Origin of the sequence: Gehongia tenuis, assembly GCF_014384795.1 — a bacterium.
Lineage (GTDB): Bacteria > Bacillota > Clostridia > Christensenellales > NSJ-53 > Gehongia > Gehongia tenuis.
This window is the reverse complement of record NZ_JACRSR010000006.1, coordinates 43570-68431: the sequence shown is the minus strand read 5'-3', so window position 1 is coordinate 68431 and position 24862 is coordinate 43570. Positions and strand designations below refer to the sequence as shown.

The following is a 24862-nucleotide window of genomic DNA, read 5'->3' as shown; positions in this document are numbered from 1 at the left end:
CGCACGGGTCGTTACCTGACGGCTCCGGTGCAGCTTCCCTTTTGCTTCTTCTACTGTAAAATACAGCCGTACCGTTCCGTCTATTTTCCGGCTCTCCAAAGCGTCGGATTATCCACTGCCGGAAAGACAGCTTTGGGGCAGTGCAGAGTGTCCGTTTTTCCAGTCTCTGAAATTCCAAGACAGGATAACCCCGTTTTTGAGCGAACTCTAAAATGCATGAAATATAAGAGAAATAGATACCACCTAATCGGGAAAATCCCGGATAGGTGAATTTACCTCTGCGGACAGTTTCAAGACTGTTTTACGGATGTAGAAGGGATTTATACTGCCTGCCCGCTGACAAGTGTTGAAGCGTCCAGCAATATCAAGGTTTTTTCGCTTCTAATTGTCCGCATAGGAGCCTTCTTTTACGGTCGCTGGCATTCTTCTGTTTTCGATGCACCTTTGCCGCACAGGACTTACAATATTTCGCCCGGTTAGAGCCGGGAAGAAACGGCTGGCCGCAGACAGCGCACCGTTTCATGTTGCCCCTGTGTAACAGAGCTGTTTCCAAAGGATTGTCCAATGGAAGAACCGCAATCCGAAACCATCTGCATAAAAGCGAGTAGGAAATGCTCTGGACACAGACGCATTCCTCTCCGTCATCCAACATGATGCAGTTTCCGTTATCATAATTACAGCACGCATGAACTAATTTCCTTGCCTTCCGGTATTGGCTATAATCCATGACCGGTATTTTATCTTTTATATGCTTCACCTCCTGACTGTCAAAAAATATCCCTTCACTATTCCGTACATTTTTGGGGCAAAAATAGGGGGTCTTTTTGAAAACTTCACAAAAAATTCACAATTTACCCTATCAGAAGTGGCAGCCAAAAAATCCCTCCATTATTCAGTACATATTTCAGGAGAAAGTTGCCGTCTGTCCTGTGAAAATACAAAAAAATTCACACCGCAGGTTTTACCCTATGGTGTGAATTTATGGCAACGAAAACTTATATCCGATTCCGGTAACACTTTTGATATAGTCGGGATCGCCTGGGTCTATCTTTAATTTTTTCCTGAGATTATATATATGGTTGTTAATTGCTTTTCGTGAATAGTAGGTATAATCCTCTTTCCAGACCAAATCCATGATAAGTTCATAAGTAAATACCCGCTTTGGATTGCTGGCAAGCAAGAACAATATATCAAACTCTTTGACTGTCAGACATATTTCCTGTTCACGAACAGTCACAAGTCGTTGTTCCAGACAGAGATACAGGTCACCTTCCTGAATTTCTGTAAGAAGATTGCTGTCTTGCCAGGCATATCTCGAAAAATGTTGGTATAAAGAACAGGCATCTGTTGTCTCAGAGTATTCAAGAAGGAAGTGGGCAAGTTCCTGTCGCTGAGTTTTAGTCAGTAGTAGCACCAACTTTTCCCCAATCCGTTTTCCGGATTCTAATATATCCAGTACTGCAAAGTTCCATTAAAGAACATATAAGGAAATCCCTCATATCCGAAGATACAAGGGCATTGTATAATTCCTATCAGGCACAGAGATAATTTTTCATCTGTGCCTTTATCTTTTCTCTTGCAATAATGACAGACCGCCGTACCGCCTGCGGTGTGCAATGCTCCATTGCTCCAATCTGATAGTAGTTCAAATCATATTCGTGATAAAGCAGAAAACGCCGCTTTTGAATTTTGGGCAGGGCAGCTATCGTTTTGTGAAGCAATTCTGTCTGCTCTTCCTCAATGATAAGTTCATCAACAGCTTTCGGAAGTCTTAACGCCCGTCTGTTCAGCGTTTCCTCATAAATCTCTGAAAACTCTCTGTGCCGCCAATCCCAAGTATCTAATTTCCGATTATCAAGTTCCAATCTACGAAACGCCATATAAAAATCATAGGACACGTTCAATTCATAGGATATGCCTTGCCCGTCCTTAAAACTGATAAAGTATCTTGTTCCGTCCTCTGTCACTTCCTCCCGAAGTATATATGTTCTGTTCCGATACCACATTCTTTTTTCCTCCTGCTGAAAAATGGGTGAGAGGTTTTTGTCCTCTCACCCAACAGCCCATAAGGAAATGTGGTTTTCTTCCTTACTTCTTAAATTGTTTCAGCTTTTTCCGCAGGTGGTCTAATCTTGCATAAATCGCACCCGTTGTTAATCCGACAAGCGGGGCAATTTCTTTTGTGGAATACCCCTGCATTTTTAGCAGGAGGATTTGCAGGGTGCGCTTGTCCACCATTCGCAGGACTTGATACAACTGCTCATTTTCAATCTCATCCAACAAGTCTCCGACGGTACTCACCTCAATCTGCTGTTTACTTTCCGCAACATCATCAAGATATGTACCAGCCTCCTGTGAATGTGTGTAAAATCGCCTATCAGAATTAAACATCGCTCTATCATCAATACGGATTTGCTCAATGGTGCTTTCTTCAACACCGCATCGCCGCATTTCCTTTTCCTCTGCTTCTTTCCAGAGCCGCCATTTTCTATCTTCTCTGCCGTGGTTATATGCCATATCTATTTTCCTCCAATCTGAATTTTGAAAATCTTTAAAATTCAGATTGAAAGGTGGGGAACGGCAACGAGGGATAAAAGAGCAAACAAAAAAGCACCTGCAAATCGGCAATACAAGCCGAAAAACAAGTGCATAAAAAGAGATAACGCCACCATAAGCAAGAACTGTCAGTTCTTGTTGAATGGCAGCGATACCCCAAATATAAACAAGGCTTTTTTTAACGAATCACCCTCCAACAATCGAAAGGCTATGTGAGCATATATCCGCTGCTTCTAATTCGCAACGGAGTGTCGGTTGTTGACCAACACATAAAAATCCCCCCAAACTTAAAACAGAGTCTGGAGGGTAGTTATTTCATATAGGCGTAGCAAAACCGCCCACCAAAACACCGTTTTTTTTATTTGGTGGGCTTATTCCATCTATCACTCTGTAAATAAAAGAGCCGACAAACCGTGATTGCTCACAAGTTCATCGGCTCTGCGTCTGTGCGTCTGGCTCTTTGATGACGGTCATATGCAGTTTTTTTACATTGATTAAACTTTGCTTTTTGCACTTGGGACAAAATAGAGGAAAGTTTATTAGAACAGTATCCTCTCTGATTTTGTCACGGGTTTTGTTGCCACAAACAGGACAATATATCCATTCTTCTTTATTCATAATAGTGATACCACCCGTATTCTTTTAACTTCCAATATTGCAATTACTCCCATTTGAAAAACTTAATAGAAATGCCAATGCAAAGGGTAGCAATAACAACCATTACGATAATCGGTAGCAGCATATTGTCTATGGGCAGTCCAAGAGCTGCGCATTTGAGTATCTTTATGCCCTGCGTGAGCGGCAAAACATCTGCTACATTTTGCAGCACAGTCGGCATGACCTCATAAGGTAAGGTTGCCCCAGAAAATATTAGCATGGGGAAATACAAAACGCTTGCAATTACACCTGCAATCTTGTTGTTCGGCGCAATCCCCCCGACCATCATCCCAATGCTGAATATAGACAGCATAACTAAAAGATACCCACCCAAAAATAGAACCCACGAGCCAGATAGGGTTAGTCCGAAGAAAACCCGTGCGGTAATATATAGCAGGATTAACGACAGGGCAGAATAAATAGTATAAATCGTTACCTGTACCCCTAAAATCATGGCAGGGCTTACAGGCATGACCTTAAACCGCTTCAAGATTTTCTTACCCCTATAATCTGAAACAACGAGTGGCAATCCCATCACACCTCCGGCACAAATCGCTATGGAACAGAGCGCACCAAATGATTGCTGCAAAAAAGTGTAGTTGGCTCCGTCAAATGCGGGCTTGTTCCCGTAAATAATACCGAGTATGACGAGAACGACAAGGGGCATACAGATAGCGAAAATAACCATATCCATACCCCGCAGGGATAGTTTCAATTCGTTTTTGAGCATGGTGCTAAATGTTCTCATTTTCTTCGCCCTCCTCGTCCGTATACCATAGATAAGCGTCCTCCAATTTGTCACAGGGGCTTGCGCTAATTGCTTCGGCTACCGTTCCGTAGAACACGGACTGCCCTTGCTTCAAAATACAGATTTTGTCGCACAAAACCTCTACTTCGTCCATGAAGTGAGAGGTTAAGAAGATGGTCAAGCCCTTTGCTTTGAGTTCCGACAAGCTTTTCCAGACATCTCTCCTTGCCTTTGCGTCAAGCCCCGTGGTAAGCTCGTCCAAAAATACGACTTTGGGGTTGGGTATCAGAGCAAGGACAATAAACAGCCGTTGCCGCTCCCCACCCGAAAGTTCGCTGACAAGGTTGTTTTTCTTGTCCGCTATTCCAAATTGCTTTAAGAGAGCAGAATAATCAGAAGCCGCTTTATACAGGCAAGCCGTTACCTCGCAAAGCTCACCGACCTTGATTTGCTCTTGATAATTTGCTTCTTGAAACTGAACGCTAACCTTTTCAAAAAGTTTTTTTCGGTCTTTCAGTGGATTCATTCCCAAAATAGAAACCGTACCGCTATCGGGTGTTTTTGTCCCTAAAACACATTCTATCGTAGTGCTTTTACCTGCCCCATTCGCACCAAGCAAACCGAAAACAGTTCCTTGCTCCACCGACAGGCTTAGGTTGTTTACTGCAAGCAGACTCCCGTATGTTTTGGTTAGCTGCCCGACTTTAATTATTTCATCCATAACATGACCTCCTTTGTGTAAAAAGAATACCACCAACCGAAAGGTTGGTGGTAAAATGGAGGGTTCAATATTTTCTTTTCATCTTATGGAGCATATTTAGCATCACTTTGGCATTTTGTTCGGCAGCATTAAGAGAGGTAAGTAGCTTATCACAAACGGATACAATATCCTCGCCCGGCCTCGGCGTATCCAATGCCTGTTTAATATCTACATTCGGATTTGCCGAAAGTTCCGACAACATACGCAGTATAGCTTCCAAAGAATAGTTTGCACACCGTAATGAACGAATGATTTTTAAGCGATTAATATCCTCACCAGTATAAACACGGTATCCGTTCATTTTTCTTTTTACAGATAAAAGACCATTCATTTCCCAATTTCGCAGAGTATCCATCGAAATCTGCAAATGCTTTGCTGTATCGGAGCGTTTCAGTTCAAGAGCATCTGTATCAGAAGTGCCGGACAGAATTTTCTTTGTAATGCGTATGGCTTCATCGGCATTTTCTTTTTCCGTCTGCGCCTGTGATAAATATTCACTAGTAAGGGTAAGTGCTGTATCAAAGTCACCTTGGGCCGCAGTTTTTACCATACTCACGATTTTTTTACGCAAGCCATTTTGTAGAACTTCAATTTGAAAAGCGGTTCTTGCTAATCTAAAAACATCAATATGAAAGTCGGTAAAGACTCGATAACCGTTTGGTTTGCGTTCAGGCTTTGGGATAAGCTTCAAATCCTCATACAGCCTGACCGTGTTTGGGTGAACACCTACTATTTGTGCTACCTGTGCTGTTTTATATGTCTGCAAAAAACCACCTCCTGCCAAACTATAATACCACACTAAAAAAGTCTGGTGTTATAGTGGAGGGTTTATTATAGCAAAAAACAAGCTGTTTTTCAAGCAAAGGAAACAAAAAATGACATCTAATAGCTTGCTTATAGAGATTTAATAATCTCATTGCAAGATATTTCGAATTGTTTAACTGAACTCTTCCCAAAAAGAAAAACGGCAGAGATTTCTCCCTGCCGTTTTTCCCTATGCGTAGATTATTTCTCTATCTACAATCTCAACAGCACACGCTCGAATGTTATTCATTCTTCCTGTCCATTCTAAGGCGTTTTCCGCCTTTAGCTGCTCCGTAATACCCTGTGCCTGCTTCATCTGCTCTGTAATCGTTTCAAAGCGTTGCTGTGCCTGTTCGTCTATGTCGGCAAGGTAAGAATTGAGCCTGCCGCTTGTAAAAAGATTGGTATATGTAATTCGGCGGTACTCCCTCAGATACCGCCTGTGCCGCTGTCCGAAAAGGCCTATCGGCTTTTCCTTTTCGGCTGGTAAGGTAAGACAGGGGATATAATAATCTCCTTGCAGCTCATACCACAGCCCGTTGCTTTCATCAAAAATATACTTTTCCATTATGCAATCCTCCCGTTATCGTATTTTCAGTTTCACTGTTTTTGCGTAAATAACCTTAATGAGCAGTTCGTCCACACAGTCTGTATATCTGCCCTCAGCTATCAGCTTGCTGCGAAACCCATTCAGAGCGTAAATCAACAGCTTTCGCTCCTGCTCGTCAAGATACAGATAATACTTTTTCTCTTTCATTGACTTTCCTTTCCGAAGAACAAAATTTCTTACAAGGGTGCTTCAAAACCTTTGCATTGAAACGGCGTTCCCCTATGTACCCGCCGAAGCGGTAACAGATTTTAATAATCTGTTCTGCCTCGGCTTCTGTCTGCGTTCGGTTAAATACTTCTATTCGCTCAATAAGAAGATTGAGATTTTCGGTGGTAAGCTCCAGTATGCCTGCGTACTGTGACATCAAATCCGCCCATTGCACGGCATTGCTCTGATTATCCTTTACCGCCTGCATCGTGCTTTCAAGCTGTTCTATCTGCCTTTGTAATTGCTCCTGCTCAGACTGATATTTGTTAATCAGACGGGTGAAATTATCGTTTGAGATACGCCCAGAAAGAGAGTCCTCGTACAGCCTGTCAAATAATCTTGTCACTTTATCACAGCGTTTCTTTGCCTGTTTCAGCTTGCTTTCATTGCTTTTTCCACGGTTTCCGTCCGCTTTATCGTTCATTTTAACCGCCAAAGCCACAGCCGCCGCACGGTTTTCAAAAGCAAGGCGGGCGTGATACTGAATATCCGCAAGCACAGCGTTATATAAATCCTCGTAAAATATGCGGTGGTCTGTGCAGTCTTTCGTGTTATTTCCGTAGGTGGAGCAGACGAAAATACGATGTCTATCCTTGCCCCAATACCTCTGACACATTGCCCTGCCGCAAGTGCCGCACTTGATAAGCCCTGCAAAAATTGATACATTGCCGCTTGTGTCCTCTCGTTTTCGGCTCAGTATCTTTTGATTCGCCCCGTCAAAAATCTCCTGTGCGATAAGCGGCTCGTGGGTGTTATCAACCCGTATGCGTTCCGCTTCGGGTACTTTTTTGCTTTTGCCCACCTTGAAAATTGCTTCTGTTTTGCACATAACTGAATGTCCGAGATAGAGAGGATTTTTGATGATGTTGCTGATGACCGTATGCGACCAGATATATTTGTTTTCTGGCTTCTCAAAGCGTTTGGAATAATCCTTTTCACCTCTGCTGTGCAGCCACCAAGAAGGACAGGGTATCTGCTCCTTGCGAAACATTGTTGCAATTTTGTGAGAGCCAACACCCTCATAGGCAAGCTGAAAAATACGCTTGACAATAGGGGCTGTTTCCTCGTCAACTATCAGCTTGTTATGATTATCGGGTGCTTTGCGATAGCCGATAGGATTAAAGGAACAGCGGTAAAGTCCAGCTTTTGCTCTTGCACGGACAGAAGAACGGATTTTACGGGAATTATCACGGCTGTAAAACTCGTTCATTACATTTTTTAAGGCTGCTATATCGTTGTTCTTGTTGGCGGTATCCACCATATCATTAACGGCGATATACCGTACATTTTTCATTGGGAAGTAAATTTCTGTGAAGTGTCCGACCTTCAAATGGTCACGCCCCAAACGGGATAAATCCTTTGTGATGACCACATCAATCTTGCCTGCTTCAATGTCATCGAGCATACGGTTAAAGTCTGGACGGTCAAAATTCAGACCGCTGTACCCATCGTCCACATAGACCTCGACTACCATAAATCCGTGTTCCTTTGCATACTGCGTGAGCATTGCTTTTTGTGTTTTAATGCTTTCGCTATCGCCTTGCAGCATATCGTCTTTCGACAAACGGCAGTATAATGCTGTTCTTAAAATACCCATTTAACTTGCCTCCTTTATCTGTGTTGTGCCTATATTGTATTCTGTATCCTTTATTATCTCAAAGGTGCGAACAGAGTTTTTTCCGTTCCGTACCTTCGAAATAAGCAGAGAAATGAAAACCTCACGCATATCTTTTTCGCCCGTATATGCCGCCTGTACGGATATTTTCGGACGTGTAACTGTTCTTGCCATAAGCATATCCTCCTTTAAAAAAATGGAAAAGGAGCGTCCGAAAACGCTCCCAATCCAAAATTGATTTAGTTATTCAGTTCTTTTTTCAACGCTTCAAGCAGCATTTTTACTTCTGTTCCCGTCAGTGTAATACCCTTACCGCATTTCTCTCGGTTAGGCGAAAAGCTGCGAATATCATATTTTGGCTCTGCACCATTCCAAGATACAAGATTGATTTCTTTGGTGTAGCCGCTTTCACTTACCGACAAAACGGCAATTTCCTTTGTGATTTCACTTTGAATATCCTTCATTTTCTGTTACCTCAGCTTTCTTTTACCAACTCAAAACAAACCTTTATCGGCTGTCACGGCTGCGTTTTCTTGCAAGCTCACGCTCAAGCAGGCGGATAATCATCTCCTCAATCTGCTGTGGCGTAGTGCCTTTGGGAAAGTATTTTTTCAGCTTGTCCATACGGATTTTAACGGTTTCCTTTTGGTTGCCCTTTTCCTCGGTCATAATCTCAAAGATAGCGTCCATATCAAGCCGCCCCATTTGACTTAACCTTTTCATCCGCTGCGACTGTGAGAGCGAGGGAGTAGCGTCCTCACTTTCCATCGTGACAAGGAGATTTTCCTGCTCGTCTTTTTTCAGAAAAGACAGTTCAACAGCAGGCGTAAGAGAGATTTTATCCTCGTCCACCATCTGCAAAATGGGAGAGATTAACTCTGTCAGACGGATAAAACGCTGTATTTGTGTGCGACTGTTGGCTGACTGCTTCGCAAGTAATTCCACCGAAGTCAACTTCTGCCCAACTTGGTCAGAAGTTAAATCCGTGCGGAAACCCTGCCGTTTCATTGCCTCCAATTTCATCTTGTAAGCAAAGGCACGCTCACTGGGCAGGATATTTTCACGCTGAATGTTGCTGTCCACAAGGGTGATAATCGCCCTATCACGGTCTAAGGGCAAAACAAAAGCAGGAACTTTTTCAATCCCTGCAAGCTCGGAAGCACGGACACGCCGCTGCCCTGCAATGACCTCATAACCGTTTCCGTCCTCTTTTTGGCGGGTAATAATCGGCGTTACCATACCAAACTCCTTTATGCTTTCTGCTAATTCTATGAGTAATTCATCCTCCACAACCCGAAAAGGATTGTCGGGGAATGGGTGTAAATCTGCTGTATTTAACATCACAAATTCCTGTTTTTTCATCGTAAAACCTTACCTTTCTCTTGATTTCTTTCTGTTATTTTTTTGTATTTCCTCTAAGACTTCGGGCGGGATTTTCTTTAAAATCCGTTCCATCTGGCTGTTGGTACGCTGCAATTCAAATATCTTTTGATTTGCTTTCTGTACCTTTAATTCCTCCGCATACTTCCCGTCACGCATACGCTCGGCATAGTCGGATTCCTGCCCGATACGTTCTTTCAGACTGTCGATATACGCACTTTGCTTGCTAATTTCCCGTGAGAATTTTTCCACTTCTGGCAGCCAGTTTTCAAGCAAAGCAACTGCTTTATCACGCTTTTTTCCTGCGTTAAAGGCGTTAATATCCGACAGAGCGTTTACGATTTCCTCATACTGTTTATCGAGTCTCCCACCCAATTTAAAAAGCCAAGTGGGGAGATGCTTTCGTTTGGTAATCATTGACGATTGACCTCTTTCAAGTTCGTGCCACCGAGAGGACATACGCTCGTGGTAATCGGTCTGCCACTGTGACAGGCTCTTTTGATTGCCTAAAAAGGCTTTGGCGGACAGCTTGTTATCAGGTGTGATAGGGGTAAAGCAAAGGTGCATATGGGGCGTTTTCTCGTCCATATGCACCACAGCGGAGATGATATTTTGTTTTCCCACACGCTCCGCAAGGAAGTCAAGAGCCATCGTAAAATACTCTTTTTGCTCTGCGGGTGCTAAACTGTTCATAAATTCGGGTGAAGCGGTGATAAGCGTTTCCACCAACATCACGCTGTCACGGCGTACCTTGCAGCCTGCTTCACGCACCATACGGTTGATTTCCTTTTTATAGGTGTATCTCGGCGGTGCGACAAGGTGGTAATTGTCCTTTGAGCGTTCCGTATCAATGTCTGGGTTACTCTTGTAGGCTTCCTTTTTTCGCTCGTTATGGCGTTCACAGGAAGCGACAGAGCCTGCTTTTCGCTTCTGAAAACGTAGGATTGCATAGGGCATTTTTATATTCCTCCAATCATTTTAACTGTGCAAATAGTTACAGCCTTGCCCGACAGGTTGACAGCGGTGACAGTGATGACAGGTAATTTGGGATACCCTGCCGCTGTCAACCCTTACGGGAGAACACCCCATAAACACAAGGTGCAGGCGTGAGATTTTCTCGCCTTTTCCTCGGCTCGTAAATCCACCCCTGCGGTCAAAAAATCTCCGATTTTTATGACTGCGTTTACAGGGTGTAACACACTACACCTTGCGGAGCAAGGAGGTGTGCCAGATGTTCCCTCTGGACTCCCTTATGACAAGGCTTCGACTTGTTTTATCCTCTGCTTTTCGCATCGGATAAAGGGGTAACGGTGTCGGCAATGTCAGCGTTAGGGGGTATCCCAAAATCACTGTCACCGCTGTCAACCCTGTCACCCCTTGAAAGAATAATCCGTCTGCCTGCCTTTGTTCTGCGGTAGGAATATTGGATACCATTCTCACAAAGAATAGTTGCGTGATACTCATTAAGCAGCTTTGTAATAACAGTGGGTGCGGTTTCGGTGTCCTCCAACATACAGAGAAGTTCCGTTGCCGTACCCGTCCACTTTTCTTTGTTACGCATAAAGTTTACCAGCCGAAAAAGAACAGGCGGCACGGCTTCTCTTGCAAGCCGCTCCTGCTCTTTTCGCTCCACTAACTCCCAACTGCAATCACAAAAGCGGAGGGTTAATTCCTGATACTCAATATCTCTGCCAATAGCGTACAGCTTCGCCGTATCGGAAGCACGGTTTTCCTTTTCCAAAACAAAGGTAGCGTCCGCACTTCCTGTCAGCCCTGTTGTACCAGACACCTTGTTAAACACATCACTGTCACCCTGCTTGCGGATATGGTGTACTACCACAACCGCAAGAGAATGTCTGTCGGCAAATTCTTTGATAAGAGATATATCTCCGTAGTCGTTGGCGTAGGCATTATCCTTTGAAGCGGTGCGTATCTTCTGGAGCGTATCAATCACAATGAGCCTGCTGTCGGGATACCGCTTTAAATATTCTTCAAGCTGCCCCACCAGACCGTCCGACAGCTTGCAGCTTGCCACGGCAAAATGCAGCCGTTCACTCGCTTCATCGGTCAGCTTGAACAGCCTGTCTTGTATGCGAAAAAAGGTGTCCTCTAAACAGAGGTACAGCACATCGCTCCTTGTTGTAGGCAGTCCTCATAAGGGCAAGCCCTCTGACACACATAGACACAGCTTTAACATCAGCCAGCTTTTGCCGATTTTCTGTGAGCCGCAGAACAGAATTAACCCCGTAGGGATAAGACCGTCTACCACAAAGCTTGGTTTTTCAAGCGGCTGATACAGAAGCGTATCCGCATCCACTGTTTTTAGCTTTTTCATCGCTGTCCTCCTTTCGTCGTTTTCGTTTGTTTTTGTTGCACATAGGCGTTTCCTCCTTAAAATTTTTCATATCCAATCGCAAGGATTGAGATATGTAAGCACAGCCAAACCATACCGTTCCACGCTCCCTTTGACCGAGTTCTCTCTGTCGGTGCTATGCACCCATTAAGCAAAGGGCAGGCTCTCGTCGTCACAAGCTCTGTATCGCTCATTTCCGTGCAAGCACGAAAAATCGCTCACTCCGCTGTTCCTCCTCCCCTCACAAAATCCATGATTTTGTGAGGACTCCGATAATGCTCTGCTATCCGTTGCGGCAGGTATCTCTCTGGCGGCTGCTATGAAATTTTCAAGGTGCGGCAATCTATTCCGTTTGTTTCGGGACAATAAAAAAAGGGCGGAGGTTTTGACCTCTCACCCAATAGCCCGTGGAAATATATGATTTTTGACTTTATGTTCTGATTTTTTGAAATAATAAAAGCACCTGTCGGTTGACCGTTCCAATCGGTCAAAGACAAGTGCTTCTGTGTTCAGTATTCAGTTGTATATGGAGGACTTATTTGTTCGTGTTCTCTAATGAATGTTTACATCAACTAATTTCCCATGTTATCACAACCTTTCTGATGTTTTGCCAATTATTATAATATAATCCCATTGACAATCAACCCTGTCGCCAGGGAAAACAACATCACATAGCCAATATAGAGTAAAAAACATCTCATTCCAAGAACAATTTTTACTGCACCCAAATTCGTGATTTTGGTGGCGGGGCCGGTAATCATAAACGCCGCCGCGCTCCCCATAGACATTCCATCCATTAACCAGCCCTGCAAAAGAGGAATCGTTCCGCCTCCGCAGGCATACAGCGGCACGCCGACGGTTGCCGCCATCAGAACGCCGAAGGCTTCGTTCCCTCCGAATATGGAGGTCATCATATCAGACGGTACATACCGCTGAAACAATGCGGAAAGCACAATACCAATCAGGAAGTATATTCCGGTTGCCTTGACATTCCTGCCGAGATTTTTCAAAAATCGAATCAGAATGTTCGGGTCAACGTCACGGCTCCGGGGTTCGGCAAATCCTTCGAAATTGAAAAACGGTTTGTTTCGATAAAAAATACGCACCAGCAGACCGGCAGCAATGCCGCACACAAAGCAGGAAACAATCCGCACGACCAATGCGGTCGTTCCCAGCGCCGCACTGTATAGGATCAGCTGCGGATTCAAGAGGATGGAGGACATCATAAACGCCGCCAGCCAGTCATCTTTGATTCCGCCTTTGGAAAAGGAAGCTGCAATGGGGATGGTTCCGTACATACACAGCGGAGAAGCGATCCCAAGAACACTGGCGGCAACTATGCCCAATATACCAATCTTTTTCTCACCGATTGCGCGAAAGGTGTTATGTATCTTGTCTTTGAGAAAGACAGAGACAGCGGAGCCCAGCAGCATACCCAGCACCCAATAGGGAAAGAGCTGCTCCAGCTGAACGCTGAAATAGTACCAAAGGTAAACACTCTCGCGTCTTATGATTTCAAACATGACATCCCTCCTTACAGCAGCCGGCAGGAACCGTCCGGCGCATAATAAAATTCAAATTTATCTTCAGATTCAAACAGTTCCAACATCAGATCCAAATCCCGTGCAAGCGGGTACTCTTTGATCCGGCTGCGTTCCAGCCAGAATACCCGACCTTCCGGGGATGATTGTAAATGCCCCTCAAACCGGTCGCTCTTGAAAAGCAAGATTACATATCTTCCGCCGTTCTCCATGGAAAACTGCTTGATTCCGCAAAGAAAGGGGGTCTTGATCTGATATCCGGTTTCTTCCCAGACCTCCCGGATCACAGATTCCACAAAAGATTCTCCCGGTTCCACGTGACCGCCGGGAAAGGCAAGACCATCCCAGGCAGTGCCGATCCGTTCCTGCACCAAAATACGCCCGGCTTGGTCGGAAATCATACAAAGAGTCGTGAAAACAGCCTGTTCCACGGCGGCCACCCCTTTCTCAGTTATTCGTCGATGGAAACCAGCTGATAGGTTCGGCTGCCCAGACCGATCTTCTCTGCCTGCTCCAGCGTATGTAATCCATTTCTGGACTCAATACGGTTAATCAGTGACTGCCCATCCTCCGCAGCATAAACCAGATCCACACAGGCCTGGTCAACCGCTACCGGGTCAAAGGATGCAAGGATGCCAATGTCGTGCATATCCGGCTCGGCAGGGTTTCCATCACAGTCGCAGTCAACACTCAGACGGTTCATCACATTGATATAGAGGATGTTTCCGTCCAGTGAGTTGACCACAGATTTTCCGGCTTCCGCCATGGATTCCAGAAAGGCATCCTGCTCGCCGCTCCACATACTGCCGCCTTTACCTCCGGTATGAATATTTGTCTTTCCTTCCGAGGAGGCAATGCCGATGGAAATATTCTTAATGGCTCCGCCGTAACCGGCCATGGCATGACCTTTGAAGTGCGACAGCACCACAAAATAATCATAGTTTTCAAAGTGGGCGCCTACATAGTTTTCCGTCAGATTATCGCCGCCCTCCACCGGCAGTGTGATGGAGCCTTCCTCATCCATAATATCTACATCGGCTATGGCGGTATAACCGTGATCCTCGGCTACCTGATAGTGCATGGCCGTATTGGAACGGGAACCGCCATAAGCAGTATTGCACTCCACAATGGTTGCCTCCAGCGACTGCACCAGATCGCCAATCAGATCGGTTCGCAGATAGTTGCTTCCCGGTTCGCCGGTAGACAGTTTCACGGCTATGTTGCCGGTGGGGGAAGCCTCCAGTGCATTGTAGATGGCCATGAGTCCCTCGGAGCTGATGTCGGTAGTCATATAAACTGCCGGCGCGTCTCCATTAACGGTTGTGTCTGCTCCTGCACCGGAATCCGTTTCACTTTCGCTGCTTTCGGGATCGGAGGACGGCGTTTCCGGCTGGCTGTTTTGTGTGGTTGGATTGCTCGATTCCTGAACCGGTTCTGTTTGGCCGCAGCCTGCAAGGCAAACGGTAAAAAGAGCCACGGCTAACAGGGCCGCAATTCCTTTTCTTTTCATTGATTGCTCCTTTCTGCGCACTGCGCTTGATCGATCGATTTCATTATTCGGATTTTTCCAAAGTCACGGTAAAATTCTCTGCTTGTGCGGCAATATCTTCTATTCCCGCTTCCAATCTGCCCAACGAGATCAGACCGTTGGAGTAATTAAAATCCTGATAGAACAGAGAGAGGTTTCCCCATGGAGCGTATAGGCAGAGGTCGCCCGGCGAAGGGTCGTAGCCCTCCAGCTCATCCGCAGAGGGAAGCTGCTGTCCTTCCGGGAGATATGCGATCTTTTCTACACTGTTATAATCTTCAAAGGTCACTTCCAACGGCAGCAAATCATAGAGCGCATCGGCAACCGGGTTCTCATATAGGGTAATTTCATACGACTGTCCGTCTATTGTCATCAGAACCTGCCTCTGATCGGGTTCCACAGGTTCCGATTCCGTGTCTTGGGGAATTTCCGGCTCTACGGACGGTTCCGGCACGGATTCCGGGGTCTCTTCATTCGAAGTCTGCGAAGAAGCAGGCGGGGATACGCTTTCCCCATCCGTATCGCTTTCCGACTGACAAGCCGCAAGGGAAACCACAAGCAGCATTGCCGCCATCAGGCTTAACAGCTTTTTCATACATTTTCCTTTCCGGCGGCTGCTTTTTTCGCACCGCCAAGCTTTCTCAATCCCTTTGAAAGATAATGGGCAGCAAATACCCAAAGCCCCATCAAGCAGATATAGTCCAGATAGAACGACCAGATCGGCTCCTCATAGTCCAAAAAGACAAACTCTGACTGCAAGAGCAAATAGGTTGTGAAATCCCGGCTGATAAATACAAAAATACCATAAGCCGCAATCAGCATTCCGATCAGGCACAGCAGTATTTTGCGTGTATTTGATGGAGTTTTCGTGCCCATTCTCTTTTTCGCCATGCCCAAAAACATATTCCAGTGCAGGCCCAGATGAACGCTCATCAGAATAAAGCCCCAATAAGCGCCCAGAATATGCAGCCTTCTGGCCAGCGCCATCCCGCCGTCAATGGGCAGGAATGCAAATACATGACGGGACATGGCAATACCGCTGTACATCTGCGCCAGCATTGCAATCAAAAGCAGCATGTCCACACTGACCTGGAGCACCCTCATGGGTGTGTATCTGCCTTTGAACAGGGTCTTATACCAATTTCGATTTAGGAAATGATGTGCAAGAAACAAAATGAGCATCCCGGCTCCGACCCACTCGTGGGCTGCTTCGCCCCACAGCTGGTAACCCATCAAAACCAACAACGCCAGCGTCATCAGCACATCTACCACGATTTTTATGATGGCAGTTGGTTTCATCGCTTTATCCTCCTATTCGTTTTCCCATGGCATATGCTTCTTGGGGGAATCGCGTGCGTTTTGTCATTTGAACAGTTCCGCAGCCAACCCCCAGAATTTCTCCTTGATTCTGAAAATTCAAGTAGCGGCACAGGGTTTCGTAATGTGTTTTCACGTCCTGCATCGTCCAGCTATTGCTGTCCCAGGCGGCGACAATCAGGGCGGTTTTCAGCCCCTTTTCCGTCAGCTGTCCATTGAAGCTGTAAAAACGGTCAATGACGGTTTTCAGCTGTGCGGAAAAGCCGAAATAATAAAGCGGCGTCACAAAAACAGCCATATCGGAATCCAAAAGCTGTTCCCGCAGAACAGTCATATCATCTTTTTGCACACATGGGCCCGACATTCCACAGGCACCGCAGCCCAAACAGGGATTCAGTTTGGTATGCCCGGCGTCAAACACTGTCACATCATGCCCGGCTTCCTCAGCGCCTCGTCTAAACTCCGCTGCCAACAGATTGGAAGAACCATGCTTATGCGGGCTGCTTTCAATCACCAAAATCTTCATTGCTCATCCCCCCTTATAAACCCAGACTTTTTACCCAGGAAGAAACCTCGCTCATAGAAGCGGAAGCGCTCAGCTTCTTACCCGGCAAAACCTTTGCCGCCGGACAGCTCTTTTCCAGAATGGAGGCCGTCTTGCCCATGCCGCTGCCGCCCGAAGTGGCAAAGGGAATCACCGTTTTGCCGGAAAAATCATAGCTTTCCAAAAATGTCTGTACGATCCGCGGCGCTTCGTACCACCAGATAGGGAATCCCACGAGTACCACATCGTACTGCGCCATATTCTCTACCGGTACGGCAATGGCGGGGCGGGCAGCCTTATCATTCATCTCCACGCTGCTGCGGCTCTGCTTGTTGTTCCAATTCAAATCGGCATTGGTGTAAGGGGAAGCCGGTTTGATCTCATACAATTCCCCGCCTGCTGCGTCCGCCAATGTATTTGCCAGTCTTTCCGTTGCGCCGCTGGCAGAAAAATAAGCAACCAATGTTTTGCTCATCATCAAATCCTCCTTGTTATAACTTGCTGTATTCCTCATCGGTGACTGCTTCCAGCCATTCATTGACGGCGTTCTCGCCCGGCACCTCTACTGCCAGATGGGAAAACCAGCCGTCCTTCGCCGCGCCATGCCAATGCTTCACGCCCGCCGGAATCACGACGACATCGCCGGGATGAAGCAGCTGCGGCTCTTTGCCCCATTCCTGATACCAGCCCTGCCCTTCGGTGCAAAGAAGAAGCTGTCCGCCGTTTTTATCCGCATGGTGAATGTGCCAGTTGTTACGGCAGCCTGGCTCAAACGTCACGTTTGCGATAGCTGCACCGGATGTGGCGAGCATTTTCAAATAGCTCTGCCCGGTGAAATACTGCGCAAACCCATCGTTGGGCTGCCCCAGCCCAAACAGTCCTCCATGGGCGCTTTCGTGGGCGTCATCCTCGTTCCAAATCTCCTTCGCCATACGAAAGGCCGCCCACGCCTTGGGCCACCCGGCGTAAAAGGCCGCATGGGTAAGGATCTCTGCAATTTCCTCTTTTGTGATCCCATTCTTTTTAGCAGTCTCCAGATGGTACTGGAAAGAAGAATCCACAAGCCCCTGAGACATCAGGGCAACCACTGTGACCAGAGAGCGATCCCGCAGGGAAAGCTTATCCTCCCGGTTCCACACCTCGCCAAAAAGCACATCATCGTTCAGTTCCGCAAATTTGGGAGCAAACTCGCCCAGATCCCGGCGGCCTGCTGTTTGCTTTACGGCCATTTTTTACACCTCCTTATTTCTGTCGCTGATCAGCTGCCCGCCGACCCCCACATTATCCAGTTCATTTTCTTTGATGAACACATAAACCCCCGCTTCGGGCAGCCCTGTCACCCTCGCAGCTGTCTCTGTAAACTCTTTTGCCAGAGTACGCTTTTGTTCTTTTGTCAGCTTTGCAGCCTCCATTGTAATTACAGGCATTGTATTTCCTCCGTTTCTAATCAAAAAATGGGGAGAAGCGGGCAAAAGCAGCCGCTTCTCCCCAAGCAAAAATTATGCCATGGGATTTTCCCAGGAACCTCTGGTGTCCACATTCGCTTTCTTTGCAAGAACCTCCAAAGTTTCCATCTCCTCGGCGCTCAGCACAACCTTGGCTGCTTTCGCGGCGTCCTCTGCATGAGAGGGCTTGGTTACGCCAATGATCGGACGCGTGCCCTTGGCAATAGCCCAGGCAATGGCTACCTGCGGCACGCCCACATTGTGGTTCGCCGCCATCTCACGCATAGCATTGATCAGCTCCTCCAGCTGCGGCAGGATGGGATTATAGGTATCGCCGCGCTGGCTGCCCTCCGGCAGAGGATTCTTGGTATCGTACTTCCCGCTGAGCGCGCCCTGCTCCAAAACCATATAGGCGTAGAAGTCGATGTTGTTTTCTTTGCAGTAGTCCAGAATGCCGGCATCCTCGGAAGAACGGTAGAGCAGGCTGTAATGATTCTGAACGGCGGAAATATGCACGCCTTCCTTGCTGAGAATTTCTTCTGCCCGCTTGATCTGCGCCAGATTGTGGTTGGAAACGCCAACCTGACCCACCTTACCGCTCTTTACAAGAGAAACCAAGCCGGGCGTCCAGCGTTCCACATCGGCAGGATTGTGAATCCAGTAGACGTCAATATAATCGGTTCCCATGCGCTTCATGCTGGCGTCGCACATCTCCGCTACCGGGTCTGCGCCGCTGCCTGCAATCTGAGGGGTGAATTTGGTGGAAAGGATGACATTCTCGCGGGGATAGGTCTTGGCAAACGCACCCAGAATATCCTCAGATGCCCCCATGCCATATACCGTTGCCGTGTCCCAGAGAGTAAGGCCCTCACGCATTGCTGCGTCAAACACTTCTTTCAGCTCAGATTCGCCCAGATGGTTACCGAACACCTGATCGCCGCCTGCGGCGCCAACGCCCCAAGACCAGGTTCCAAGTGCGATTTTCGGGAAATTTTTGTTGTTATTCATAGTATTGTTCTCCTTTTTTCTTTGTGTTTTAGTTTTCAGAAATTCCATTGGTGGAAAGCCACTCGCTCACATCATCCGGCATACTGCTTCCGCCGGAGTAGTGAATGGAAAGCGCTTCGCCCATTGCCGCATCCGGCACGAGCTTTGAAATAGCGGTCAGGCTTTGACCAAAACGTCCGCCGCCGTGGCTGCAAAACGGAAGGATCGTTTTACCGGAAAAATCATATTCTTCAAGGAAAGAAGCAACCGGCATGGGGATGGACGCCCACCAGTTGGGATAGCCCAGGATGATGGTGTCATACTGCTCCATGTTTTCCACATGGCTTGCAAGTTCCGGCCGTGCCTGCTCGTTCTGATCTCTCTGCGCCTCATCCAATACGGTGTTGTAATCATCGGAGTAGGGATTGACCATCGTGATCTCAAACAAATCTGCTCCGGTCTGGCTCTGGATTTCTTCTGCAACGCCCTGTGTGTTGCCGCCCCAGGAGAAATATGCAATCAAGATATTCCCATCACCGGAAGTGTTGTTGCTCGTAGCAGAGCCGGATACGGAGCCGGAGCCGGCCACCGCATTTCGCACCAGACGAATACCGATGTTAAAGCTGCCGTGATCCTGTTCCAATGTGGCGCGATAGGCAGAACGCATATTTTTGGCAAAATCGTTCCAGCCGCCGCCCCGGTAAACCCGAAGCGAGCCGGTTTCCGGGCCGGTGGGATCGGTCTGCTCCTCTGTGCTGTAAGAGCCGTAATAATCCCAGACCCATTCGCTCACATTGCCGTGCATATCATATAGCCCATAGGCATTGGGGGCGAAGCTGCCCACCTCTACCGTTGTTTCGCGGTACTGGCCCGGCTGGGTATCCAGATCGCCCTGAGAGAAGTAGTTGCCCTCGATCTCATAAGGGTAATGTCCGTAATAGTTGACCTCGTCCGCACTGGGAGAGTTCTCCGTATTGAAGGGCGTGGTGGTTCCGGCTCGGCAGGCATATTCCCATTCCGCTTCCGTGGGAAGCCGGTAGCCGTTTGCCTCCCGGTTCCATGTGACATTCTGTCCGTCTACGGTGTAGGCGGGCGTCAGACCTTCCAGCTCGCTGCGGGCATTGCAATAGGAGATTGCATCCAGCCAGGAGATGTTCTCTACCGGCAGATTTTCTCCGGAGAAACTGCTGGGGTTTCCATTCGTAACCATTTGAAAATCCGCCTGTGTCAGCTCATAGGGGCTGATATAGAAATCGCTGACGGTTACGGAGTGCTGGGTCTCGTCCTCGCTGCGCCAAGGCTCGGAGTCCGGACTTCCCATTTGAAAGCTGCCGCCTTCAATCAAGATAAATCCCTCCGGAACATCTTGATCGGCAACTGTTTCCGATCCATCGGCACTTTGCGATGAAGCAGGGGGGTGAGACGCACTCTCACCGTCCGTACTGGTTGTGCTGCCGCAGGCCGCCAATGACACCACCATCAAAAGTGATAAAAAGATTGCAGTTAACCGTTTCATAAAGAACCCTCCTTACTCGGTCAGGCCGGCAGAAGAAAGCCATTCTGTTACCTCATCGCTGGGCTCTGCAGCCGCAGAACTGCTGAGGGAAAGACCGTCAACTACCGTAGCATCCGGTTCCAGAGACTCGATTGCGCTGATTGTGCTGGAAAAACCGCTGCCGCCGCTGGTAACAAAGGGCGCAATGGTCTTGCCGGAAAAATCATAGTTATCCAGGAAGGTGTAAAGAATCATCGGCATATCGCCCCACCAGTTAGGGAACCCAAAGTAAACCACATCATACTGTGCGAAATCCTCTACGGTTTCTGCAATCGCAGGACGGGCGTCGCTTGCCTGCTCTTCCTGTGCAATATCCAGCAGCGTATCGTAATCATCGGTATAGGGCTCCGCCGGAGTGATTTCAAATACATCTGCGCCGGTTTGCGCCGCAATTTCATTGGCTACCGCTTCAGTATTGCCCGACCAGGAGAAGTAAACGACCAGCGCATTGGAACCGGCTTCCGTTTCCGATTCAGAAGGTTCCTCAGTTTGCGTAACGTTCTCGGAGGAGGAAGGTTTTTCTTCCGGCGTGGAGGAAGGCTCCGTTTGGGAGGGCGCCGCAGACGACCCATCTTGGGAAGGATCACTCTCCGAAGAATTGCTGTTCCCGCAGGCCGCAAGAGCGAATACCATAGTAAGCGTCAATACAAAAGCCAAAATTTTTTTCATGTTAAAGATCTCCTTTCATTGATCTGACTACTGTACAGAAGAACTTGGTCCCGTCTGCTTATGCCAGATATTTTTTGTTATTTGGTTTCTTTTCCCAGTGTCATGCACTTTGCGGCAGTATCGCCGGTTTTCAGATAGGTGTAGCCCGGCATTTCAAACAAAATCGGTTTGAAACTGCCGTAATCAATTTTTCCGGAGGCATTCAGGATGCTCTCCTCTGCGTAGGTGTGGTCAATTTTCAAAATGAAATTGTCAAACCCCTTCGTTTCATAGAGGTCTTCCACCGTGCATTCCATGGAAACTTTTGCCTCGTCAATCAGCGGGGCGCTGTTTGGACCGATGTTGTAGCTGAACACCTCTGATTTGTCGGTCTTATTGCCGCTGACACAGCCTACATAATCCGCTTTCCGAAGCATCGCTTCATCCACTACATTGACCGATAACACTTTGGTATCCCGAATCCCCCGATTGGTGTAGTGAGGCTTTGCCAGACTGACCATGATGTGATCGTGCCCCATGATGCCCACATGACCAACCAGCACCCAGTTGGGCTTTTTATCCACCATAGTGCCGACCACTACCAGCGGGGTGGGATACAGTGCCAGTACAGAACCTAAGTCTTTCTTCATATTTCTTGACCTCCATTTGATTTGTTTTCAGATGCCTTTTTGATTTCAAAGCGAAGATAATCCAGCCTGTCCAGCTGCTTTTCTTTGAAATGGATTTCGTCCAAGGTACCATTCCTTTTTTCGTTGAGCATTCGCATACGCTCCTGTTGCGTGGACTCGCCGACGAGAAGCAGCTTCATATATGTCTCGACTTCCTCTTTTTCGAAGCCAATATCATGGAGCGTCATAATCATACTCAGCCGTTTTATATCTTCTTCATCGTACTGCCATGCTCCCATCACCTTTCTTACCGCATCGCACAGCCCCCAGCTTTCATATTCATTTAATATCTTGATGGGGATGTTATACCGTTCACTTGCTTCCTGAACTGTCATTTTATGCTCCTTTCCGATGTAATTAAAAAATATAGGTGCTCCTCTTGGGAACACCTATATAGTAATTCAAATATTGTGATATGTAAAATGCTTATATTTAATCTCCAGATATAGATTTTATGTATGCTCTTGCATGTTCGATAAAGACTATTGTTGTGGAAGAAAGTATCTGATTCTTTTTCCATGTAAGAACTGTGGGCGTTTCAACGCTTGGAGATAACGGAACGAATTTAAGTCCCGGATAGTGACAATCCAATTCAATTCCCAATACGGCTCCGATTTGTTCCTGTGCCAGAATTGCTTCATTGTAGAGCAAATTGCCGCTTGCGATAACCTCGATCTGATCATAATATTCACCGAACCATTTTCTGATTTCAGGGTACATTTTCTCACTTCTTGCCGAAATAAGCTGCTCATTCTGCAAATCGGCTGCCTGAATGGTCTCCTTTTGTGAGAGCTCCGATAATTCGGACACAAGAATACCCCATTTTTCTTTTGCAGGCATGGAAATATATTCGTATTTACTGATATCGATCGGCTCCATCATCAGTCCAAAATCGAGAATTCCCCGCTCAATACGTTCTTTTATATTCTCAGAATTACCACTGTAAATCTGATACCGAACCAGTGGATGCTTTTCTCGAAAAGAGGCAATCATTTTAGACAGGTATCTGGTACTGCGAAATTCGCCGCTGCCAATGGATATTTCACCGGTCAACTGTACATCTCCACGTTGAAAGTCTTGCTTTGTCTTTTCTGCAAGGGAAACGAGTTCTTGTGCTCTTCGTTTTAGAAGCATACCATCTTCGGTCAAAATAATATTATGATTGCTTCGAGTAAATAATTTTACGCCTAACTCCTCCTCCAGCTGCATAATGGAGCGTGAAAGAGTAGGCTGTGTTAAATGAAGCAGATTGGCAGCTTTTGTTATGTTTTCTTCTCTGGCCACCATCAGAAAATACTGTAATGAACGAAATTCCATAGTGATACATTCCTCCTTTATTGCATTGTATCACAAGCATTGATAAATTTGAATATCTAACGTTCAGATATTCAATAAAATAATATCAAGTAAAGCGGCAAGCAATGCAATCTTCCGTAAGATTGCGTATTTTAGGTAGGAAACCGTTCCTGGTATTCCTGCCTAAAATGCTTGTTGGTGACATATCCCCAAACCCCTTAGATCGCCACCTGCGGTGACGGCTACGCGTTCTGCGAACGCTGAAAAACAAATAAACAAACTGTATCAAAACAGAAAAAACTCTATGCGAAAGATTTCTCAATCGCATAGAGTTTTCATTTTTCCGTTTACCTGGCATAACTCATAGTTTTTGTAATGTTTCCTTATGAGCTACTGCCATTTGGGCTCATGCCTTTTTTTTCGATCAATCCATATGCCGCAGCGCCTTCATGGCGGTCTCCAGCCGCTTCAATCCGTCGTTCAGCAGGAATGCAGGACAGCCGAAATTCATACGGAAGCCGCCCTCCCTGCCAAACTCCGAGCCCTTCATGATACCAAGGTTGCCCTCCCGGACCAGCGCCTTGACCATGGTTTTTTCATCCTTATTATATTTGGACATATCCATCCAAAGCAAATAGGTGGATTCAGGGGTGTAGGCCTTGATCCTGGGCAGATGTCCCTCCAGAAACTTCATGGCCCGGTCACGGTTTCGGGTCAGGTAGGCCATCAGCGCGTCCAGCCAGGGCTCGCACTCTTCATAGGCGGCAATCTGCGCCACCTGGCCGAAGGGACTGAGCCCGTACAGGTGCAGGCGCTGCTGCATCTTTTCAAAGGGTGCCAGCATCCGTTCGTCCTTGGCGATCACATAGGACTGGTGCAGGGAGGGCACATTGAAGGTCTTGCTGATGGCATGGAAACTGAGTGCCCTCGCGTGGGCATCGGGCAGGGATAGCAGCGGAACATGCCGGTGGCCTTCATAGATGAGGTCGCTGTGAATCTCATCGCTGATAATCTTCACATCGTAGGCCTCGCAGACCTTCAGCATCTTCTCCAGCTCCTCCCGCTTCCACACCCTGCCGGTGGGATTGTGGGGGCTGCAGAACAGCAGAAGCTTAGCTCCCTTCTTGAAGCACGCCTCCAGGTCCTCATAGTCCATGACGAAGCCGTCCTCCGTTTCAAGAAGGGGATTCTCCATCACCTTCATGCCGGCGTCCTTGACCGCCCGGTAGAAATGGGGATAGACAGGCGGCTGGATCACCACCGAATCACCAGGGTTGCCCAAAGCCATCAAAGCCGCAAGCACGCCCGGCATCACGCTGGGCACTCCCCGCATCAGCTCCACATCCACGTCGAAGTCATTGCGGCGCTTCTGCCAGCTGGCAGCGGCCCTGAGGGACGCAGGATCCTCCATCTCGTAACCCAGCAGACCGGTATCCGCCCGTTTCTTGATCGCATCAATGATGGGCTTCGGCGCCGGAAAATCCATGTCGGCTACGCCCATGGGGAGAACGCCGCTTCGGCCAAAAGCCTTCTTGCGGTTATCCCACTTGATTGAATTGGTTCCCTCCCTGGGAACCAAAAGATCAAATGACTCCATCAAATCCATATCCATTTACTACCCG

General features: G+C 47.3%; 30 protein-coding genes and 1 pseudogene. All 31 read right to left on the bottom strand.

Features of this window, described 5'->3' with window-relative positions; translation table 11 throughout:
• Positions 1 to 364: 364 nt before the first annotated feature.
• On the bottom strand, positions 365 to 757 hold the full coding sequence (locus H8696_RS10780; protein WP_118557896.1) for a cysteine-rich VLP domain-containing protein: 393 nt from the start codon (positions 755 to 757) through the stop codon (positions 365 to 367).
• A 222-nt stretch (positions 758 to 979) separates the two neighbouring features.
• Positions 980 to 1414, bottom strand: coding sequence for a winged helix-turn-helix domain-containing protein (locus tag H8696_RS10775; protein ID WP_249317443.1), 435 nt, complete (start codon positions 1412 to 1414; stop codon positions 980 to 982).
• Between the two features lie 118 nt (positions 1415 to 1532).
• Entirely contained in the window at positions 1533 to 2006 is a 474-nt protein-coding gene (locus H8696_RS10770) for an RNA polymerase sigma factor (protein ID WP_249317442.1), read from the bottom strand.
• Positions 2007 to 2088: 82 nt separating this feature from the next.
• Positions 2089 to 2517 carry an RNA polymerase sigma factor gene (locus tag H8696_RS10765; RefSeq protein ID WP_249317441.1) on the bottom strand — a complete coding sequence of 143 codons (429 nt, stop codon included), beginning with the start codon at positions 2515 to 2517 and terminating at the stop codon, positions 2089 to 2091.
• A gap of 468 nt (positions 2518 to 2985) precedes the next feature.
• Positions 2986 to 3174 (bottom strand): cysteine-rich KTR domain-containing protein, encoded by a 189-nt coding sequence (locus tag H8696_RS10760; protein ID WP_249317440.1) that lies wholly within the window; start codon positions 3172 to 3174, stop codon positions 2986 to 2988.
• Positions 3175 to 3217: 43 nt separating this feature from the next.
• Positions 3218 to 3961 (bottom strand): ABC transporter permease, encoded by a 744-nt coding sequence (locus tag H8696_RS10755; protein WP_249317439.1) that lies wholly within the window; start codon positions 3959 to 3961, stop codon positions 3218 to 3220.
• A complete protein-coding gene (locus H8696_RS10750) occupies positions 3948 to 4682 on the bottom strand; it encodes an ABC transporter ATP-binding protein (protein WP_249317438.1) in 735 nt (244 codons plus the stop codon). Before H8696_RS10750 ends, H8696_RS10755 begins: the two co-directional genes overlap by 14 nt.
• A gap of 64 nt (positions 4683 to 4746) precedes the next feature.
• Positions 4747 to 5487, bottom strand: coding sequence for a MerR family transcriptional regulator (locus H8696_RS10745; protein WP_249317437.1), 741 nt, complete (start codon positions 5485 to 5487; stop codon positions 4747 to 4749).
• A 228-nt stretch (positions 5488 to 5715) separates the two neighbouring features.
• A complete protein-coding gene (locus tag H8696_RS10740) occupies positions 5716 to 6093 on the bottom strand; it encodes a TnpV protein (protein WP_249317436.1) in 378 nt (125 codons plus the stop codon).
• A 157-nt stretch (positions 6094 to 6250) separates the two neighbouring features.
• The gene (locus H8696_RS10735) at positions 6251 to 7939 is read right to left on the bottom strand and encodes a recombinase family protein (protein WP_249317435.1); all 1689 of its coding nucleotides are present in this window, start codon (positions 7937 to 7939) and stop codon (positions 6251 to 6253) included.
• Positions 7940 to 8131, bottom strand: coding sequence for a hypothetical protein (locus H8696_RS10730; protein ID WP_249317434.1), 192 nt, complete (start codon positions 8129 to 8131; stop codon positions 7940 to 7942). It lies immediately after the preceding gene.
• A gap of 65 nt (positions 8132 to 8196) precedes the next feature.
• The gene (locus H8696_RS10725; RefSeq protein WP_249317433.1) at positions 8197 to 8421 is read right to left on the bottom strand and encodes a YdbC family protein; all 225 of its coding nucleotides are present in this window, start codon (positions 8419 to 8421) and stop codon (positions 8197 to 8199) included.
• Positions 8422 to 8464: 43 nt separating this feature from the next.
• The gene (locus tag H8696_RS10720; protein ID WP_249317432.1) at positions 8465 to 9319 is read right to left on the bottom strand and encodes a ParB/RepB/Spo0J family partition protein; all 855 of its coding nucleotides are present in this window, start codon (positions 9317 to 9319) and stop codon (positions 8465 to 8467) included.
• A gap of 9 nt (positions 9320 to 9328) precedes the next feature.
• Complete coding sequence (gene mobV, locus H8696_RS10715; protein WP_249317431.1) at positions 9329 to 10294, bottom strand: MobV family relaxase; 966 nt, start codon at positions 10292 to 10294, stop codon at positions 9329 to 9331.
• A 316-nt stretch (positions 10295 to 10610) separates the two neighbouring features.
• Positions 10611 to 11672, bottom strand: a pseudogene (locus tag H8696_RS10710) (AAA family ATPase).
• 635 nt (positions 11673 to 12307) lie between these two features.
• On the bottom strand, positions 12308 to 13213 hold the full coding sequence (locus tag H8696_RS10705) for a permease (protein WP_249317429.1): 906 nt from the start codon (positions 13211 to 13213) through the stop codon (positions 12308 to 12310).
• Positions 13214 to 13224: 11 nt separating this feature from the next.
• A complete protein-coding gene (locus H8696_RS10700) occupies positions 13225 to 13662 on the bottom strand; it encodes an 8-oxo-dGTP diphosphatase (RefSeq protein ID WP_249317427.1) in 438 nt (145 codons plus the stop codon).
• A gap of 20 nt (positions 13663 to 13682) precedes the next feature.
• Positions 13683 to 14741, bottom strand: a complete 1059-nt coding sequence (locus tag H8696_RS10695) for a DUF362 domain-containing protein (protein ID WP_249317425.1) — start codon at positions 14739 to 14741, stop codon at positions 13683 to 13685.
• Between the two features lie 43 nt (positions 14742 to 14784).
• Complete coding sequence (locus H8696_RS10690) at positions 14785 to 15354, bottom strand: cyclophilin-like fold protein (RefSeq protein ID WP_249317423.1); 570 nt, start codon at positions 15352 to 15354, stop codon at positions 14785 to 14787.
• Positions 15351 to 16058, bottom strand: a complete 708-nt coding sequence (locus H8696_RS10685; protein WP_249317421.1) for a DUF4405 domain-containing protein — start codon at positions 16056 to 16058, stop codon at positions 15351 to 15353. The genes H8696_RS10690 and H8696_RS10685 overlap by 4 nt, the downstream gene beginning before the upstream one ends.
• Positions 16059 to 16062: 4 nt before the next feature.
• Positions 16063 to 16602, bottom strand: a complete 540-nt coding sequence (locus H8696_RS10680; protein ID WP_249317420.1) for a flavodoxin family protein — start codon at positions 16600 to 16602, stop codon at positions 16063 to 16065.
• Positions 16603 to 16615: 13 nt separating this feature from the next.
• Positions 16616 to 17095, bottom strand: a complete 480-nt coding sequence (locus H8696_RS10675; protein WP_249317419.1) for a flavodoxin — start codon at positions 17093 to 17095, stop codon at positions 16616 to 16618.
• A 16-nt stretch (positions 17096 to 17111) separates the two neighbouring features.
• On the bottom strand, positions 17112 to 17849 hold the full coding sequence (locus H8696_RS10670; protein WP_249317418.1) for a carboxymuconolactone decarboxylase family protein: 738 nt from the start codon (positions 17847 to 17849) through the stop codon (positions 17112 to 17114).
• 3 nt (positions 17850 to 17852) lie between these two features.
• Entirely contained in the window at positions 17853 to 18047 is a 195-nt protein-coding gene (gene dmpI, locus H8696_RS10665) for a 4-oxalocrotonate tautomerase DmpI (RefSeq protein ID WP_249317416.1), read from the bottom strand.
• 72 nt (positions 18048 to 18119) lie between these two features.
• Positions 18120 to 19073 carry an aldo/keto reductase gene (locus H8696_RS10660; RefSeq protein WP_249317415.1) on the bottom strand — a complete coding sequence of 318 codons (954 nt, stop codon included), beginning with the start codon at positions 19071 to 19073 and terminating at the stop codon, positions 18120 to 18122.
• Between the two features lie 28 nt (positions 19074 to 19101).
• Entirely contained in the window at positions 19102 to 20568 is a 1467-nt protein-coding gene (locus H8696_RS10655; protein ID WP_249317414.1) for a flavodoxin, read from the bottom strand.
• Positions 20569 to 20580: 12 nt separating this feature from the next.
• Positions 20581 to 21276 carry a flavodoxin gene (locus H8696_RS10650; RefSeq protein WP_249317413.1) on the bottom strand — a complete coding sequence of 232 codons (696 nt, stop codon included), beginning with the start codon at positions 21274 to 21276 and terminating at the stop codon, positions 20581 to 20583.
• A gap of 77 nt (positions 21277 to 21353) precedes the next feature.
• Positions 21354 to 21905 (bottom strand): flavin reductase family protein, encoded by a 552-nt coding sequence (locus tag H8696_RS10645; protein ID WP_249317412.1) that lies wholly within the window; start codon positions 21903 to 21905, stop codon positions 21354 to 21356.
• The gene (locus H8696_RS10640; RefSeq protein WP_249317411.1) at positions 21902 to 22279 is read right to left on the bottom strand and encodes a MerR family transcriptional regulator; all 378 of its coding nucleotides are present in this window, start codon (positions 22277 to 22279) and stop codon (positions 21902 to 21904) included. The genes H8696_RS10645 and H8696_RS10640 overlap by 4 nt, the downstream gene beginning before the upstream one ends.
• Before the next feature lie 97 nt (positions 22280 to 22376).
• The gene (locus tag H8696_RS10635; protein WP_249317410.1) at positions 22377 to 23261 is read right to left on the bottom strand and encodes a LysR family transcriptional regulator; all 885 of its coding nucleotides are present in this window, start codon (positions 23259 to 23261) and stop codon (positions 22377 to 22379) included.
• Between the two features lie 403 nt (positions 23262 to 23664).
• Entirely contained in the window at positions 23665 to 24852 is a 1188-nt protein-coding gene (locus H8696_RS10630; protein WP_249317409.1) for a MalY/PatB family protein, read from the bottom strand.
• Positions 24853 to 24862: the final 10 nt, after the last annotated feature.